Annotated in this window: 17 protein-coding genes and 1 pseudogene; 8 read left to right on the top strand and 10 right to left on the bottom strand. The window is 71.0% G+C overall.

Translation table 11 applies throughout. The annotated features are described in order from the left end of the window. The first annotated feature begins 176 nt into the window (after window positions 1-176). The gene (tyrS, locus tag HCC61_RS19280; protein WP_169136903.1) at window positions 177-1592 is read left to right on the top strand and encodes a tyrosine--tRNA ligase; all 1416 of its coding nucleotides are present in this window, start codon (window positions 177-179) and stop codon (window positions 1590-1592) included. 263 nt (window positions 1593-1855) lie between these two features. Here tyrS and HCC61_RS19275 read toward each other — a convergent pair whose 3' ends face one another. After that, window positions 1856-2146: a GlsB/YeaQ/YmgE family stress response membrane protein gene (locus HCC61_RS19275; protein WP_169136901.1), complete on the bottom strand. Its 291-nt coding sequence runs from the start codon at window positions 2144-2146 to the stop codon at window positions 1856-1858. Between the two features lie 250 nt (window positions 2147-2396). Here HCC61_RS19275 and HCC61_RS19270 point away from each other — a divergent pair, with 250 nt between their 5' ends. Continuing rightward, window positions 2397-2753 (top strand): DUF3099 domain-containing protein, encoded by a 357-nt coding sequence (locus HCC61_RS19270; RefSeq protein ID WP_169136899.1) that lies wholly within the window; start codon window positions 2397-2399, stop codon window positions 2751-2753. A 289-nt stretch (window positions 2754-3042) separates the two neighbouring features. Further along, window positions 3043-3270: a hypothetical protein gene (locus tag HCC61_RS19265; RefSeq protein WP_169137046.1), complete on the top strand. Its 228-nt coding sequence runs from the start codon at window positions 3043-3045 to the stop codon at window positions 3268-3270. Here the strand turns inward: HCC61_RS19265 and moaA are convergent. The 3 genes from moaA to HCC61_RS19250 form a co-directional block, all read right to left on the bottom strand. Further along, window positions 3253-4242: a GTP 3',8-cyclase MoaA gene (moaA, locus tag HCC61_RS19260; protein WP_169136897.1), complete on the bottom strand. Its 990-nt coding sequence runs from the start codon at window positions 4240-4242 to the stop codon at window positions 3253-3255. The two genes, HCC61_RS19265 and moaA, sit on opposite strands and share 18 nt — an antisense overlap. 106 nt (window positions 4243-4348) lie before the next feature. Beyond that, complete coding sequence (locus tag HCC61_RS19255; protein WP_169136895.1) at window positions 4349-5998, bottom strand: cation acetate symporter; 1650 nt, start codon at window positions 5996-5998, stop codon at window positions 4349-4351. Then, complete coding sequence (locus HCC61_RS19250) at window positions 5995-6342, bottom strand: DUF485 domain-containing protein (protein WP_169136893.1); 348 nt, start codon at window positions 6340-6342, stop codon at window positions 5995-5997. The genes HCC61_RS19255 and HCC61_RS19250 overlap by 4 nt, the downstream gene beginning before the upstream one ends. 240 nt (window positions 6343-6582) lie before the next feature. Between HCC61_RS19250 and HCC61_RS19245 the strand changes: the two genes are divergently transcribed. Beyond that, the gene (locus HCC61_RS19245; RefSeq protein WP_169136891.1) at window positions 6583-8121 is read left to right on the top strand and encodes a S8 family serine peptidase; all 1539 of its coding nucleotides are present in this window, start codon (window positions 6583-6585) and stop codon (window positions 8119-8121) included. Between the two features lie 54 nt (window positions 8122-8175). Here the strand turns inward: HCC61_RS19245 and HCC61_RS19240 are convergent, their stop codons facing one another. Beyond that, complete coding sequence (locus tag HCC61_RS19240; protein ID WP_169136889.1) at window positions 8176-9213, bottom strand: sterol desaturase family protein; 1038 nt, start codon at window positions 9211-9213, stop codon at window positions 8176-8178. Window positions 9214-9447: 234 nt separating this feature from the next. Here HCC61_RS19240 and HCC61_RS19235 point away from each other — a divergent pair, with 234 nt between their 5' ends. From HCC61_RS19235 to HCC61_RS19225, 3 genes and pseudogenes are all read left to right on the top strand, one after another. Continuing rightward, a complete protein-coding gene (locus HCC61_RS19235) occupies window positions 9448-10551 on the top strand; it encodes a DEDDh family exonuclease (protein ID WP_169136887.1) in 1104 nt (367 codons plus the stop codon). Between the two features lie 25 nt (window positions 10552-10576). Continuing rightward, window positions 10577-11335, top strand: a pseudogene (locus HCC61_RS19230) (SURF1 family protein); the annotation flags it as partial. Between the two features lie 383 nt (window positions 11336-11718). Beyond that, the gene (locus tag HCC61_RS19225; RefSeq protein WP_169136885.1) at window positions 11719-12480 is read left to right on the top strand and encodes an SDR family oxidoreductase; all 762 of its coding nucleotides are present in this window, start codon (window positions 11719-11721) and stop codon (window positions 12478-12480) included. Between the two features lie 208 nt (window positions 12481-12688). Here HCC61_RS19225 and amaP read toward each other — a convergent pair whose 3' ends face one another. From amaP to HCC61_RS19200, 5 genes are all read right to left on the bottom strand, one after another. Beyond that, window positions 12689-13294, bottom strand: coding sequence for an alkaline shock response membrane anchor protein AmaP (gene amaP / locus HCC61_RS19220; RefSeq protein WP_169136883.1), 606 nt, complete (start codon window positions 13292-13294; stop codon window positions 12689-12691). Between the two features lie 5 nt (window positions 13295-13299). Then, complete coding sequence (locus HCC61_RS19215) at window positions 13300-13956, bottom strand: DUF6286 domain-containing protein (protein ID WP_206322726.1); 657 nt, start codon at window positions 13954-13956, stop codon at window positions 13300-13302. A gap of 20 nt (window positions 13957-13976) precedes the next feature. Beyond that, window positions 13977-14300, bottom strand: a complete 324-nt coding sequence (locus HCC61_RS19210; RefSeq protein WP_346777284.1) for an Asp23/Gls24 family envelope stress response protein — start codon at window positions 14298-14300, stop codon at window positions 13977-13979. 193 nt (window positions 14301-14493) lie between these two features. Then, on the bottom strand, window positions 14494-14682 hold the full coding sequence (locus HCC61_RS19205) for a hypothetical protein (protein ID WP_169136877.1): 189 nt from the start codon (window positions 14680-14682) through the stop codon (window positions 14494-14496). Window positions 14683-14732: 50 nt separating this feature from the next. Beyond that, complete coding sequence (locus tag HCC61_RS19200) at window positions 14733-15239, bottom strand: Asp23/Gls24 family envelope stress response protein (RefSeq protein WP_169136875.1); 507 nt, start codon at window positions 15237-15239, stop codon at window positions 14733-14735. A gap of 215 nt (window positions 15240-15454) precedes the next feature. On the opposite strand from HCC61_RS19200, the gene HCC61_RS19195 reads away from it, so the two are divergent. Then, the gene (locus HCC61_RS19195; protein WP_169136873.1) at window positions 15455-16348 is read left to right on the top strand and encodes a hypothetical protein; all 894 of its coding nucleotides are present in this window, start codon (window positions 15455-15457) and stop codon (window positions 16346-16348) included. Window positions 16349-16382: the final 34 nt, after the last annotated feature.

Raw genomic sequence — 16382 nt, 5'->3', positions numbered from 1 at the left:
CTGCGACAGGGGGCCGTACGGCCTGCTGTGGGATCTCCACAGACGCCTGCGGACATCCGCCGGTGCCGGCGGAGGGGGCGGTGGCCCGCGGTGCACCGGCGGCCGTGGCCGGTCACCGCCCGCACACCAATAGACTCTGCGGCGAAACCGATCCGCTTCTATCCCCAGGACAGAACGTGACACGCCTCGGCGACTCCGTACAGCGCGCCAGCCTGCTGCTGGACCAGGACCTCTCCTCCGACGCCACCGTCGAGCAGCTGCTCGCCGAGACGGGGTCGCGGCGCTATCTGGATCTGAGCGATCTCCCGGCGAAGGAGCAGGCCGCGCTGATCGGTGCGCGCGCGGTTGAGGTGCTGCCGTCGGAGGAGAAGCTCGCCGAGGCGATCGAGGCCAAGCAGGCGCAGGGCAAGGGCCTGCATGTGAAGCTCGGCATCGACCCGACCGCAGCCGACGTTCATCTGGGCCACACGGTGCCGATGATCATCCTCAGCCGTTTCCAGCGCATGGGGCACGATGTCACGCTGATCATCGGCGACTTCACGGCGAAGATCGGCGACCCTTCGGGGCGTACGGCAGAAAGGCCCGCGCTGACGGACGAGGACATCGCGAAGAACCTGTCCGGCTACCAGGACCAGGTCAGGCCGTTCTTCGACTTCGAGAATGTCAGTTTCCGCAACAACAGCGACTGGCTGGGCGAGATCGGCTTCGCGCAGCTGATCACGCTGCTCGCGCAGGTGCCCGCCTCCGCGCTGCTCCAGCGCGAGGACTTCCGCAACAGGCTCGCGCAGGGCTCCGGGCTGACGATGTCCGAGCTGATCTACCCGGTGGCGATGGCGCTCGACTCCGTCGAGCTGGACTGCGACATCGAACTCGGCGGCGTCGACCAGCTGTTGAACATGCAGATGGGGCGCCGCCTGATGGAACTGCACGGGCAGCGCCCGCAGATGATCGCCACCATGCCGCTGATCGAGGGCACGGACGGCTCGGGCGCGAAGATGTCGAAGTCGAAGGAGAACTACATCGGCCTGACCGCCGGTGCGGACGACGTGTACGGCAAGATCATGTCGATTCCGGACCGGCTGATGGTGCCGTACCTGCGCGCCTGGACGGAGTGGACGGACGCGGAGACCGACCGGGTCGTCGCCCGTATCGAGGCCGGGACGCTGCACCCGATGGACCTGAAGAAGGTGCTGGCGGGCGAGGTCGTCTCGGCGCTGCACGGCGCGGAGGCCGCCAAGTCGGCCCGTGCGCACTTCACGGCGCAGTTCTCGAAGAAGTCCTTCTCGGACGTGGAGACGCTGCCGACGGTGGACGCCGCGGAGCACGGCGGCGAGGGCGTCGCGGCGATCCTCACGAAGGTGCTGGAGTTCACCCCGAGCGCCTCGGCCGCCCGTCGCATGGCCAAGCAGAACGGGCTGCGGCTCGTCGTCGAGCCCGCCGACGGCGGCGAGCAGCACAGCATCGTGCTGCCCGAGGCGGATGCGCTGCGTCCGCTCGGCGAGGTCGTGCCGGAGAAGCTGGACGAGGCGGGCGTCGGCGGGACGGTGTACCTCAAGGCGGGCCGGAAGATCGCACAGATCGAAGGCCTCTGACCGGTACCGGGGGGGGCAGTGAGCGGGCCCTGAGGCTTCGGGGTCCGGGCCCCGGGGTCCGGCTCTCGCCCGGCTCCGGGCTTTGGGCTTTGGGCTCCGGCTCCGGACGGCCCGGGTGCGGGCAGCCCGAGTACGGGCGGCCCGGGTGCGGACGGCCCGGGTGCGGACGGCCCGGGTGCGGACGGCCCGGGTGCGGACGGCCCGGGTGCGGGCGGCCCGGCTCCTGGCAGCCCGAGTGCGGGCGCGCGCCCAGGCCGCCTCGGTCACATCCGGGCCCGCTGCCCCCTCCGGTTCCTGCCCCTGATGCTTCCCCACAGCGGCGAGCCGAGCGCCACCAGCAGTACGGCGCCGCCGAGTTGGAGGCCGTGGCGGATCCAGTCGAAGCCACTCGTGGTGCCCACGCCGGCCCATGTGGCCACGGCGTTGCCGAGCACTCCGCCGAGGAGACCGAAGACCACCGTCAGCCAGAGCGGGATGGCCTGCCGCCCCGGGATGATCGCGCGGGCGAGTACGCCCAGCACGAGTCCCACGATGATCGCCCACAACCAGTTCATCGGACCTCCGAGTCCTGCCGGAGCACGCGTGCGCGGCGCACGGTGCCCGCCGCACCGTGCGCCGCCAGCTTGGGGCCGCGGGGCCTACGCCGCATTGCGGACTAGGCCGTACGCGTCCCGTCGCAGGCCGCACGGTCCGCCCCACAGAGCAGCCCGCTCTCGAACACGTCCGAGTCGAGGCGTACCGTGAGAGAAGCCGGACCCTGCCGGAAGGCCGGGCGACCAGGCACCGGGTGAGGTGGTGAGAGTGATGCGGAAGCGGCGCGAGGCCGAGGTCTTCCAGATCACCGGAGCCCGTCAGTCGCTGGAGGACGACGTACGCGGCAGGCAGCGGCGTTACGTCATCTCGATGCTGATCCGCACCGCCTCGGTGCTGCTGACCGTGCTGCTGTGGAACGTGGAGCGTCCGCTGGCCGTTGTGACTCTCGTGGTGGGCGCGCTGCTGCCGTACGTGGCGGTGGTGGTCGCCAACGCGGGCCGGGAGAACCCGAGTTCGATGCCGTCGGCCTTCGTGCCCACTCACCAGCGGCCCGCGCTCACGGCCTCCGACGCCGTACCGGAAGCGGACGGGAGGGCCCCCGACGGGGCTTCGGGCGACCGCAGTTGAAGCACTCGCGGCCGGACGGAAGCCGGCGCGGCGGTAAAAGCTCAAGAAAAGCTCAGATCAATCATGTTGTTCGGCTGCACCTCACGGGCCTCCCCGTGCCATACTTCATAAGCGCTCCGCATCCCCCGTCGGAGCGACAGACCGACGCCGGGCGGCTCCCCCCGTGGCTGCCCGGCGTCGCTTGTCGTCCGGGCCCGGGTGTTGGATGGGGACCGTGTCTTCTTCTCCGAACTCGTCTTCTCCCGGCCTCCCCTCGCAGCCGCTCGGCGGCGCCGCCGGGCCCGGGACCGTGATCTGCTCGGCCAAGGGGTGCCGCGCGCCGGCCGTGTGGGTGCTGGCCTGGAACAACCCCAAGCTGCACACGCCCGAGCGCCGCAAGACATGGCTGGCGTGCGACGAACACCGGGAGCACCTGTCGTCCTTCCTGGACATCCGGGGCTTCCTCAAGGACGTCGTACGCCTCGCCGAGTGGGAAGAGAGCGGCGGCCGGTCCGGGCCCTCAGCCGCCGATGGCTGACATCGGACGGTCGGGCTGGACGAAGGACGGGTCGTCGATGCCGGCGCCGGCCTTCTTGCCCCACATCGCCAGCCGCCAACGCGCCGCGATCTCCCCGTCGTCGGCGCCGGAGCGGAGCGCGCCGCGCAGATCGGACTCCTCGGTGGCGAAGAGGCAGGTGCGCACCTGCCCGTCCGCCGTCAGCCTCGTACGGTCGCAGGCGCGGCAGAAGGGCCTGGTGACCGAGGCGATGACGCCGACGCGGTGCGGTCCGCCGTCGACGATCCAGCGCTCGGCGGGCGCCGAGCCGCGCTCCTCCTCGCCCTCGGTGGTGAGGGTGAACCGGGTGCGCAGCGACTCCAGGATGTCCGCCGCGGTGATCATGCCGTCGCGCTGCCAGCCGTGCTGGGCGTCGAGCGGCATCTGCTCGATGAAGCGCAGTTCGTAGTCGTGGGCCATGGCCCACGCCAGCAACTCGGGCGCCTCCGAGTCGTTCAGCCCCGGCATCAGAACGGAGTTGACCTTCACGGGAGTCAGGCCCGCCTCATGCGCTGCGGCCAGGCCGCGCAGCACGTCGGCGTGGCGCTTGCGCCGGGTCATCCTCTGGAAGACGTCCGAATCGAGCGTGTCCAGCGAGACGTTGACCCTGTCGAGACCGGCGTCGCGCAGGGCGACCGCCGTACGCTCCAGGCCTATGCCGTTCGTCGTGAGGGACAGCCGCGGGCGCCGCGGCAGGTCCGCGCAGCGCTCGACGATGCCGACGAGCCCGGGCCGCAGCAGCGGCTCGCCACCTGTGAACCGGACTTCCTCGACGCCGAGTTCGCTCACGGCGACCCGGACCAGGCGGACGATCTCGTCGTCGGTGAGCAACTCCGGCTTGGCAAGCCACTGCAAGCCCTCCTCGGGCATGCAGTACGTGCAGCGCAGATTGCAGCGGTCGGTCAGCGAAACGCGCAAGTCTGTGGCGACCCGGCCGTAAGTGTCGAGCAGCATTGGTGGCGGCCTTCCCACGGTTGTGCCGATGCTTCGCAGCGTACGGGACGCCACCGACATTCAACACTTCGTTGAAGTCGATGGCGTCCCGTCGCCGTGGTGTCTCTCAGAGCGCGCCGTGGCCCGTGAGCGAACGCACCTCCAGTTCGGCGTGCTTCTTGACCGCCTCTTCCTCCTTGGAGACGACGGAGCCGATCCAGCCCAGCAGGAAGCCGAGCGGGATCGAGACCAGCCCCGGGTTCTCCAGCGGGAAGAGCGCGAAGTCGGCGTCGGGGAACATCGACGTCGGCTTGCTCGTGACGACCGGCGAGAAGAACACCAGCACCACCGACGAGATGAGACCGCCGTAGATCGACCACAGCGCGCCCCGCGTGGTGAAGCGCTTCCAGAACAGGCTGTAGAGGATCGTCGGCAGGTTCGCCGAAGCGGCCACCGCGAAGGCGAGCGCGACGAGTCCCGCGACGTTCAGCCCGCCGGCGAAGATGCCGAGGCCGATCGCCACCGCGCCGATCACGACCGAGGAGATGCGGGCCGCGCTGACCTCCTCCTTCTCGGTCGCCTGTCCCTTGCGGATGACGTTCGCGTACAGGTCGTGCGCGAACGACGACGACGAGGCGAGGGTGAGCCCGGCGACCACCGCCAGGATCGTCGCGAAGGCGACGGCCGAGATCATCGCGAGCAGGATCGCCCCTCCGGTCGAGTCCGCGCCGCCGCCGATCTCCTGCGCGAGCAGCGGTGCCGCGGTGTTGCCCGCCTTGTCGGAGCCGATGATCGTGTCCTGCGAGAGCAGCGCCGCCGCGCCGAAGCCCAGCGCGATGGTCATCAGGTAGAAGACGCCGATGATGCCGATCGCCCAGTTCACCGATTTGCGGGCCGCCTTGGCCGTCGGGACGGTGTAGAAGCGGATCAGGATGTGCGGCAGCCCGGCGGTGCCGAGCACCAGCGCCAGCCCCAGGGAGATGAAGTCGATCTTCGAGGTCGTGGTCACCCCGTACTTCAGACCCGGCTCCAGGAAGGCCGCGCCCTTGCCGCTGTTCTCCGCGGCGGCGCCGAGCAGGCTGGAGAGGTTGTAGTGGAACTTGTGGAACACCAGCACGGTGACGACGAGGGTCCCGCCGATGAGCAGGCAGGCCTTGATCATCTGCACCCAGGTGGTGCCCTTCATGCCGCCGATCGTCACGTACAGCACCATCACGACGCCGACCAGGACGACGATCAGGTTCTTGCCCGTGTCGCCGGTGATGCCCAGCAGCAGGGCGACGAGCGCGCCCGCGCCGACCATCTGGGCGAGCAGGTAGAAGATCGAGACGACGATCGTGGAGATGCCGGCCGCGGTACGGACGGGACGCTGGCGCATCCGGAACGCGAGGACGTCGCCCATCGTGTAGCGGCCGGAGTTGCGCAGCGGCTCGGCGACGAGCACGAGGGCCACCAGCCACGCCACCAGGAACCCGATGGAGTAGAGGAAGCCGTCGTACCCGGCCAGCGAGATGGCGCCTGCGATGCCGAGGAACGACGCGGCCGACATGTAGTCGCCGGAGATCGCCAGACCGTTCTGGAGACCGCTGAACTCACGGCCGCCGGCGTAGAAGTCGGTGGCGTCCTTCGTCTTGCGGCCGGCCCACACCGTGATGCCGAGCGTGAGCAGGACGAAGACGATGAAGAGCGTGACGATCAGGGTGCGGTGCTGGCTTGCGCCCGCGGCCGCCAGCTGCACCTGCCCCGTGGCCGGGGCGAGCGAGTGCGTGAGGCTCATGCTTCACCGTCCAGACGGTTCTTGATGGCCTCGCCCTTCGGGTCGAGCTTGGCCGCGGCGTGACGGGAGTACCACCAGGCGATGACGAAGGTGGTCAGGAACTGGGCGAGACCCAGGACGAAGGCGACGTTGACGTTGCCGGCGACCTTGGTCGCCATGAACCCGCCGGCGTAGTTCGACAGCAGCACGTACAGCAGGTACCAGGCGATGAAGCCCAGAGTGAGGGGAAATGCGAATGACCGGAAAGTGCTGCGCAGCTCTCCGAACTCCGCACTCTGCTGCACCTGCGCGTAGTCCGTGCCGTCCGGTGGCGCGGACCTCTCGTTCTCGGGTGCTGAGTCCACGTTGACTCCAGTCGATGTGGGTTTTCGGTGAGGAAAGTGAGCAGGTCGGGGTGTGGTTACCAGCAGTGCAGTGCCGCGAAGCGTAGATCTTCACAGGGGGCAGCAACAGGGGGACGTCGTTGAATCACGGAAGAGTTATCGAAGACAAACCCAACCTTCCTCGGGATTCCGTTGCTGAGGGGCACCGATCGACGCTAAGTTCCCATCTCTGTGGTCAACTTCGGACAACATGGAGATCCCATGGATTCTCAGCCTTCCAGGCGGTGGCGAAGACTTGCGCTCCCGCTGGGACTGGTTCTGACGGCTTCGCTCGGGCTGGCGGGAGCCGCCGTGGCCAGCGGTCAGGACACCCCCGAAACCCCGAAGAAGGACGGGGAAAAGCTGAGCTACGTCGTCAACACCGAGACGGACGCCGGCACCGTAGAGCGCGTGAAGAAGGAGATTGCGAAAGCGGACGGCAAGGTCGTCACCGCATACGCACAGATCGGCGTCATCGTCGCGCACTCCACGAACGCGAAGTTCGGCAAGGAGATGCGCTCGGTGAAGGGCGTGGAGTCGGCGGGCGCCACCCGCACCGCTCCGCTCGAAGCCGCCGGCACCACTGACGTGGGGAAGCCGAAGTACCTGAAGGTGCCCGCGTCGGCCACCGGCGCCCAGGCGAAGGCGAAGGCCGAGGCGGACGGCAAGGAGCCGCTGGAGTCCCTCCAGTGGGACAAGCGGGCCATCAAGGCGGACAAGGCCAGCAAGATCGACCAGGGCAGCAAGGACGTCACCGTCGGCGTCATCGACACCGGCATCGACGACACGCACCCCGACCTGAAGGCCAACTTCTCGGCGGCGCAGTCGGCCAGTTGCGTCGGCGGCAAGGCCGACACCGGGGCGGGCGCCTGGCGGCCCTTCGACCCCGCCGAGGACTACCACGGCACGCATGTCGCGGGCATCATCGCCGCCCCGCGCAACGGAGTCGGCGTCGCGGGCACCGCGCCCGGCGTGAAGGTCGCCGCCCTGAAGGTCTCCGAGCCGAAGACGTCGCTCTTCTTCAGCGAAGCGGTGGTGTGCGCCTTCGTGTTCGCGGCCGACCACGGCATCGACGTCACCAACAACAGCTATTACACGGACCCCTGGCTCTACAACTGCTCCGACGACCCTGATCAGAAGGCCATCGCGGACGCCGTCGGCAGGGCCGTGAAGTACGCGACGGACAAGGGCGTCACCACCGTCTCGTCCGCGGGGAACTCCTCACACGACCTCGCCGCGAGCGAGATCAAGGACGACACGAGTCCCGACGACGGCAAGCCGGTCGAGCGGACCGTCGACCCGGCGGAGTGCCCCGACGTGCCGAGCATGCTGCCCGGCGTGACGTCGGTGTCCTCCACGGGCGCGGAGGACGGCAAGTCCTACTTCTCCAACTACGGCCTCGACCAGATCGACTTGGCGGCACCCGGCGGCGACCGCCGCTACCAGACGCCGAAGGAGCCGGCCAAGGACGGCGGCGTCCTCTCGACGATGCCCGACGGCGACTACGCCTACCTCCAGGGCACTTCGATGGCCGGACCCCAGGTGGCCGGAGTCGCGGCGCTGCTCAAGAGCAAGCACCCCGACTCCTCCCCCAAGGAGATCGCCTGGCTGCTGAAGGCCCAGGCGAAGAGCGTTGCCTGCCCGGACAAGTACGACCCGGACGGCAAGGGCACGTACAAGGCCGACTGCACCGGCCTCAAGGGCAACAACAGCTTCTACGGCCACGGAATCGTGGACGCCCTCGCGGCCGTGAAGAAGTAAGCGCACCTGAGGCCGGATGAACTCCGGTGCCCGCGCCGCCTCTTGACCTCCGGGTCAGGACGTGACGCGCGGTGCCGGGGAGTCCGCCGGCGAGGGGCCGGGCTGCTCGGGCGGCCCGGCCTCCCGCATGTCCGCGGGCTCCGGCTCCTTGGTCCGCGCGGGGGCCGCCGTGGACTCCGCGGAGTCCGCGGACTCCGCGGACTCTGCGGGTCCTGTGGCCCCCGCTGCCCCCGTGGCCTTGGCGACCGCCGCGGACGGCTCCACCGGCGCCCAGCCGGGGCCGCGGAAGACCCTTCCGGCGCGCTCGTTCCAGCTGCGCGCCGCACGCAGATCGCGTCCGATCGCGGCGTACTCGTGCGTGGCCACACGCAGCGGGTTGAACGTCGCGATGTTCTTCGTCAGCCCGTAGACGCACGGCTCGGTCTCCGGCGTGAACGAGCCGAAGAGCCGGTCCCAGACGATCAGGATGCCGCCGAAGTTCCGGTCCAGATAGCCGCCTTGGGACGCATGGTGCACACGGTGGTGCGAGGGCGTGTTGAAGACGAACTCGACCGGGCGCGGCAGCTTCCCGATCCGCTCGGTGTGGATCCAGAACTGGTAGACGAGGTTCGCCGAAGAGCAGAACGCGAGCGCGGCCGGGTGCACGCCGAGCGCGATCATCGGCACGTAGAACGGCCAGACGGTCCAGGTGGTCCACGGCTGGCGCAGCGCGGTGCTCAGGTTGAACTTCCGGCTGGAGTGGTGCACCACGTGGCAGGCCCACAGGATGCGGATCACGTGGTGCCCGCGGTGCGACCAGTAGTAGAAGAAGTCCTGCGCGAGCAGCATCAGGGGCAGCGTCCACCACACCACGGGCACGCGCAGCGGCGTCAGTTCGTAGATCCCCGCGTAGATCGCCACGATCGGGATCTTCCACAGGGCGTCGAAGACGAGGCTGCCGAGACCCATTCCGATGCTGGTGGCGGCGTCCTTCGTCTCGTACCCGGCGGAGTCCTCGTCCGGATGAAAGCGATAACTCACGATTTCGAGCACCGTGAGCAGAATGAAGGCGGGTATCGACCACAGTACGACGTCGGGCAACTGAGACGGCATGTCAGCAAGGTAAGCGCCGGACGCCGCCCCCGCTAGGGGTTGTTACCGACAAGTATAAAATGAGTGACCGTCAGGTCTGCGCGCCGCTTCGTCCCGTCCGGTGGTCCTCGTCCCCTTCGCGCCGCCTCGGAAGCCCTTTACCGGGGTACGGTCCGGGCCCGAACGCGCCTCGCGCACACGGGCGTTGACGGCCCGTTCGGGCACTGTCAGTGGCGCCCCGTATTCTCTGTGACCATGCTCGAAGACCAGACGGCGTCCCCGGGTGAGGAGCCCGGGGACGGGGCGGCGGCAGCCGCCCGTATCCCCGCCCAGGCGCCGGCCGTCTCTTCCGGAGCAGAGTGCGGATGGCCCGACGGCTATCCGCAGGGCTATGCCGTGGTCGACGTCGAGACCACGGGCCTCGCCCGCCACGACCGCATCGTCTCCGCCGCCGTCTACCGCCTGGACGCACGGGGCGAGGTCGAGGACCACTGGTATTCGACGGTCAATCCGCAGCGCGATCCCGGCCCCACCTGGATCCACGGCCTGACTTCCGAAGACCTCGCGGACGCACCGCTGTTCACGGAGATCGCCGACGATCTGGCCACCCGGCTCGACGGCCGTGTCCTCGTCGCGCACAACGCGGTCTTCGACTGGTCGATGATCGCCAGGGAGTACGCACGCGCGCGGCGCACGCCGCCCGTGCGCCAGCGGCTGTGCACCATCGCCCTCTCCAAGCAGCTCTCGCTCCCGCTGCCCAACCACAAGCTGGAATCCCTCGCCGCGCACTACGGCGTGTCCCAGCGGCGCGCGCACCACGCGCTCGACGACGCGCGAGTGCTGGCCGAGGCGTTCCGGCCGAGCCTGCACCTCGCGGTCCAGCAGGAGGTGCGGCTGCCGCTGAACGCCTGCCGCCCGCTGGCCGAGTGGCCGGAGGGACCGGACGTGGCAGGCGCGTACGGCGACGGCGGCGGCAGGAGTTTCCGGGGCGTGCGGCACGGCTGGGGGCCGGGCGGTCCGCGGCCGTACGGGCACGGCTGGCGCCGGCCTCGCAAGCGGCCGGCATGCCCGTATCCCAACCCGGGGCGGTACGAGCCGGGCGGACGCCTCGTGCAGGGCATGCGCGTGGCCATCTCGGGAGACACCTCGGTCGACCGCGAGCTGCTGGAGGACCGGGCCACCGAGGCCGGGCTGCACATCTCCTCCCACGTCTCCAGCCTGACGAGCCTGCTGGTCACGAACGATCCGGGCTCCCTCACCACGAAGGTGGTCAAGGCGAAGGCGCACGGCACCCCCGTGCTGGACGAGGAGACCTTCGGACGGCTCCTGGGCGACGTGGCCCCAGCATCCGAGCGGTGACGGCCGGGGAGTACCGTCGTCAGACGTGTACCGCTTCCTGTTGTCCAGGCAGTGGGTGATCCTCACCCTCCTCGGCCTCGCCCTCATCCCGGCGATGATCAAGCTGGGCTTCTGGCAGCTGCACAGGCACGAGTCCCGGGTGGCGCAGAACGAGCTGATCTCCTCCAGCCTCGCCGCCGCGCCCGTGCCCTTCGACCGGCTCAGCAGCACGGGGCGGGAGCCCGCGGAGGACGACCGTTTCCGTACGGCCAAGGCCACGGGCCGATTCGACACCGGACACGAGGTCGTCGTACGGCAGCGGACGGCGGCCGACCAGAAGTCCATCGGGTACTTCGTCGTCACACCGCTGATCCAGGACGACGGCAGGGCGGTGCTGGTCAACCGCGGCTGGATCGAGGCGGGCGGCGACCTCACCCGCTTCCCGAAGGTGCCACCGCCGCCGCGCGGCCAGGTCACCGTCACCGGCCGCGTCATGGCCGACGAGACGAGCGAGGCCAGCGGCATCAAGGACAAGCGGGGCCTGCCGCCCCGCCAGGTGATGCTGATCGACAGCCGGAAGCAGGCCGGGACGCTGCACCGGCCGGTGCTGCGCGGCTATCTCGAACTGACGGCGATGAAGCCGCAGCCTGCGGGCGCGCACCCCCAGCGGATCCCCGAGCCGGACCACAGCAGCATCGGGCCGCACATGGCGTACGCGGTGCAGTGGTGGCTGTTCGCCGCGGGGGTGCCGTTCGGCTGGGTGGTGCTGGTGCGCCGCGAACGGCGGGACCGGCTGGCGCAGAGCACGGCCGGGGACTCGGCCGGGAGTTCGGCCGGGAGTTGCGCCGGGGGCTCGGCTGGGGATTCCGCCGGGGACTCGGCCGCGAGTTCCGCCGGGGTATCCGGAGGGGATGCGACCGGAGGCCCGGCGGTGCCGGCGCCGGGGACGAGTGGCGCCGACGGTCCGGAGGGGCCGGAGTCCGCGCCGGCCGACGAAGGGCCCGCGCAGGAGCCGGCACCGACCGAGGCGGCCGCGGCGACGGAGGCGCCCGAGCCCACCGAGGCCGGCGAGGCGACCGGCACGTCCGCCGCGCACCGGACGCCGACGGGCGCACCCATGAGCGGTTCCTCCCCCGCGGACTGACCCTGCCTGCGCAGGCAGGCGAACGGTGGCGCACACTGTGAGCCATGGATCTCGGGCTGAAGGACCGCGTCTACATCATCACCGGCGCCACCCGCGGGCTCGGTTTCGCCACGGCGGAAGCGCTCGTCGCCGACGGAGCCAAGGTGGTCGTCTCGGGCCGTACGGATGAGGCCGCGACCGAGGCCGCCGCACAGCTCGGTGCGGGATCGGCCGTCGGCATCGGGGCGGACAACGCCGCGCCGGACACGGCCGAGCGCCTCATCGAGACGGCCAAGACCCGCTTCGGGCGCTTCGACGGCGTGCTGATCAGCGTCGGGGGCCCGCCCGCCGGCGTACCGGCCGACTCGCTCTCCGACGAGCAGTGGCAGTCCGCGTTCGAGACGGTCTTCCTCGGTGCGGTGCGGCTGGCGCGTACGGCGGCGGGCGAGCTGGGCGAGGGCGGCGTCATCGCCTTCGTGCTCTCCGGCTCGGTGCACGAACCGATCCCGGGGCTCACCCTCTCCAACGGGCTGCGCCCGGGCCTGGCCGGTTTCGCGAAGACGCTCGCGAACGAGGCCGGGCCGCTGGGCATCCGCGTGCTCGGGCTGGCGCCGGGCCGGATCGCCACCGAGCGGCTGCACTACCTCGACTCGCTCTCCGGCGACGGCGACGCCGCACGCGAGCGCAACGAGGCCGCGATCCCGCTGCGCCGCTACGGGACCCCGGAGGAGTTCGGGCGTACGGCAGCGTTCGTGCTGTCACCGGCGGCGTCGTATCTGACGGGCGTGATGCTGCCCGTCGACGGCGGTGCCAGGCGGGGTTTCTGACCGCTCCCGGAGGACCGGCGGCAGACGGCACCGGGCGGCGGCCCGCGGCGATCGGAAAGCTCCACGCCGGACGGGCACCGCGTCGCGCACGCGACCTCAGTCGGGCCCCAAGAGGACCAGGTCAACCGGCCCCCGCCCGACGGACCTTGGCGGACGGCCTCGCCGCACGTGCCGTCAGACCGTACGCAGCGTCAGACCGTACGCGCCGTCAGATCACGCGCTCCGGGCGGTGCCTGACCGTGCGCAGCCGCACCTCCGCGGGCAGCGCGTCCAGCGACGCGGACGACCGTGCGTTCTCCAGCGCTTCGCCGGAGACGCGTCCGAGCACAGGGCCCGGCTCCGCACGTGCCGACAGCATCAGCTCGACCGAGGCACGCGGTGCGGTGCGCCGACCGGTCAGCCGTACCGCGGCCTTGTCGACCCCGGGCAGGGACGCCGCCTCGGCCTCCAGCACGTTGGACAGCGCCCGGCCGCGCAGCAACGCGCCCTCCCCGTCGCCGCTTTCGACCAGCACCTCACCGAGCCTGCGCCTGCGCAGCTGCGCGAGCAGCCACCACAGCATGAGGATCACCAGCAGGCCCAGCCCGGCGAAGACCGCGGGCCACCACCAGCTGTCGTCGCGCCACTTGGTCCGGTCGGTGCCGGACAGCAGCACGTCGTCCGCCCTGGCCCAGGGCCAGCCCGAGGGCATGTCGAAGTTCCAGTGCCGCGGCAGGTCGAACCCGCCGACGAGCGCCGCGAGTCCGAGAGCGAGCAGCAGCAGGCCGGCGAGTGCCAGCAGTACGCGGTTGACGCTCCGCAGGGCTCCGTCCATCCCGCTCACCTCCTCTTCGGGCGCTCGACGTGTACGGACAGGCCCGGCTGTCGCGCCAGGCCGAGTTGCCGGATGCCGTCGCCGAGGGTCGAGTCGAGATCTCCGCGTACGTCGTGCAGGTCCCTGAAGCCGGCCCGCGCACGCGCCCTGACCTTGCGCCGTCCCACGGCGACGCGCACCGACTGCACTCCGGACACCTGCATGGCGCGGTCACGCAGCACGAGCGCGGCGGCCGTACGCTCCAACCCCGCCCGCGCACCTGCCGTTTCACGCATCGGCAGCAGCCCGCGGCGGCCGGGCGTGACGGCCAGGGTGATCAGCCACACGCCGAGCAGTGCGACGACGCAGGCGGAGGCGAGGACCTTGGGGTCGTCCACGGGGGTCGTGGCCATCTCGTCGGCGAGGGTGCGGCGCCAGGCCATGGCGGAGTTGCCCGCCCGTACCGACACCAGGTCGTAGAGGAGCAATCCCGCAGCGGCGAGGGCGAGCAGGGCCACGATGCCCGCCGGCAGGCGCCGTACGGACCAGAACCGCCCCGTGCGGCCCGTCTGTTCGGGCCGGTCGGCCGGACCGTAGCCGGCCGCGGACGTCGTCTGTTCCAGGTCTGCCGCGGTCGCCTCCCGGGCCGTGTGCGGCGCCGGTTCCTTCTCCAGCGTGGGCAGCCGCTGGGTGCGCTCGTCGCTCACCGGACCCTCCCGGACCTCTCGCCGTCCAGCTGCTCTGAGTGGAGCCGCTCCACGCCCACGGCCACCTCCGGCACATCGATGCCGGCCAATTGCTTTACCCGCGAAGCGACTTGTCGACGCACCGCAGCACACTGCGCGCCGATGTCGGAAGGGTAGCCCAGCTCCACGAGCACGCGGACCCGGGCCGTCCCGTTCCGCAGCTTCGCGGATGCACGGGGCCAATGAGCGGGCCCCGACGGCACCTTGCGGGCCGCTGACCCGGAGCGCAGTGCCTCACGCGCGGCCTGCACCGCGACCTTGGCCACGACGCGTTCGAACACGGTGGTCTCGCCGAGTTCCGTCTGCGCTCCCTCGCGTTCGGCAGTAGCGGGTTCCGCGGTAGCGGGTTCCGCGGTAGCGGGCTCCGCGGCGCCGGAACCCGCGGCGGATTCCGCTTCGCCGGCCGCCGCTGCCGGCTCCGCCTCGCCCCGTTCTCCGGTCACCGGACCGGCCCCGTCCCGGGCCCGGTCACCGTCATCTGCGGCGGCTCTCGTCACGGATACGGAAGAAGTCCTCCGCTCGCAGGTCACCGTCGAGGAAGCGGCCCACGACGAAGCCGAACCCGCCCAGCGCCGCCACGAGCAGGAAGGCGCCGAACCCGCCGAAATATCCGGCGAAGCCCAGCGCCATCCCTGCGATCAAGCCGATCACGGCCATCGTCATCGTGAGCCCCTTCGCTCAGTACGCATCTGTGCCGGGGTGGTGTGCCGCCGCTACTGCACTCTGCCGCGGCCGCCGCCCGACTCCTCTCCTTCTTCCTCCTGCTCGTCGGGCAGCTTGACGTCGCTGACCGCGATGTTGACCTCGACGACCTCCAGGCCCGCCATCCTCTCGACGGCGGAGACGACGTTCTCCCGTACGGAACGGGCGAGGTCGGCGATGGCGACCCCGTACTCGACCACGATCTCCAGATCGAGCGCCGTCTGGATGTCGCCGACTTCCGCGCTCACGCCCCGCGCAGGGGACCTGCCGCCGCCGGGCACGCGGTCGCGCATCGCCCCGAACGTGCGGGCCATGCCGCTGCCCAGCGCATGCACGCCGGGCACGTCGCGTGCCGCGAGGCCCGCGATCTTCTCCACGACGCCGTCGGAGATGGTGGTACGTCCGCGGCTGCCGGCGTCCTCCTTGGGCCGCCTGGACTCCCCTGCTCCGTCGCGTGAGGCAATGCGCGACCCCTGTCCGGGGGTCTCGAAACGGTTGCCGGTCTTGGTGTCCGCCATGGCCTTCGCCCCTTTCCGAGAAGGAAGCGGTCCGGAATCACCGCTCTTGTGCCACATTAGGGCTGCTCGCACCGATTCGCCTCGTACGTACGCGATCGGCCGGGTAAACCTGGGTTCTCGGCCCGTCCGGGTGCATGGCGCCGTCGCCCGCCGCCCGCCGCCTTTCGCCGCGCAGGGCCCCCGGACCGATTCGCAAGAGGACGGAGCGTGGCTCGATGGATGCCGAAGGGCTGTCACGGGCGGTACGGCAGCAGCTCGGGCTCGGCCGGCTGCTGCCCCTCGGGGACGCGGCGGACGGAGCGTGGCTCGTGGAGAGCGCGGCGGTGGCGGTGCTGCGCAGAGCCGTATCGGAGTCGCTGCCGGACGTGCGCCTCTCGGGCCTGCGGCTCTGTCTCGCGGATCCGGACGGCGCCGGGGCCCCCGCCGTACCTCCGCCGCCGTCGGCGCTGCCTCCCGGTCCGCTGCACATCGACGCCGAGTTCGCCTCGGCTCCGCACGCGCCGCTGACGACGATGGCGGAGCTGCTGCGTGGCGCTCTGCTGAGGTCCGCGGACCGGGAGCTGGGGCTGCGGGTGGTGTCCGCGGACCTGCGGGTCACCGATCTGCTGGAGGGCGGGAACGGACACGACGGCCACGGGCAGGACGGTCGTGGGCGCGACGGCCACCGTGCCTTCTCCGGAGGCACCAGAGGCGGCGCCTCGGCCGCCCCTGACGGTCCATGGCACCGCGCGTACTCAGAGCGCCGCCGCCCCGGCGGCCCCCCGGCCGAGCATCCGCCCGCGCCCGCGGACGACCCCCGGGGCACCGCCACCGCACAGGCGGTGATCTCCGTACCGGGAGTGACGCGGCTCGCCCCCGTGCTGGGATCGGCGCACGGCGGTCTGCCCGCCGACGCCGTGAGCGTCACGGGCACCACGGACGGGAACGGCCGGACGACGGGCAGACATCTCCGGATCCAGCTCGCGGTCGCCGAGGGTTCCAGGGCCCTGGACGTGGCGCGGGCGGTACGGCACGCGGCCGGGAAGGCGGCCGCGTGGGACGCGGAGGAGCCGGGTGCGCCGGTGACCGTCGCCGTGCTGGTCGGGGCGATCGACTCCGCGGGCCGGTGACGGCCGGCGCACCGCCACCGCCTACGGAAGCGGA

This window comes from Streptomyces sp. HNM0575, assembly GCF_012726265.1.
Classification (GTDB): Bacteria; Actinomycetota; Actinomycetes; order Streptomycetales; family Streptomycetaceae; genus Streptomyces.
Note: the sequence above shows the minus strand (reverse complement) of the source record. Positions and strands in the feature narration are given on the sequence as shown.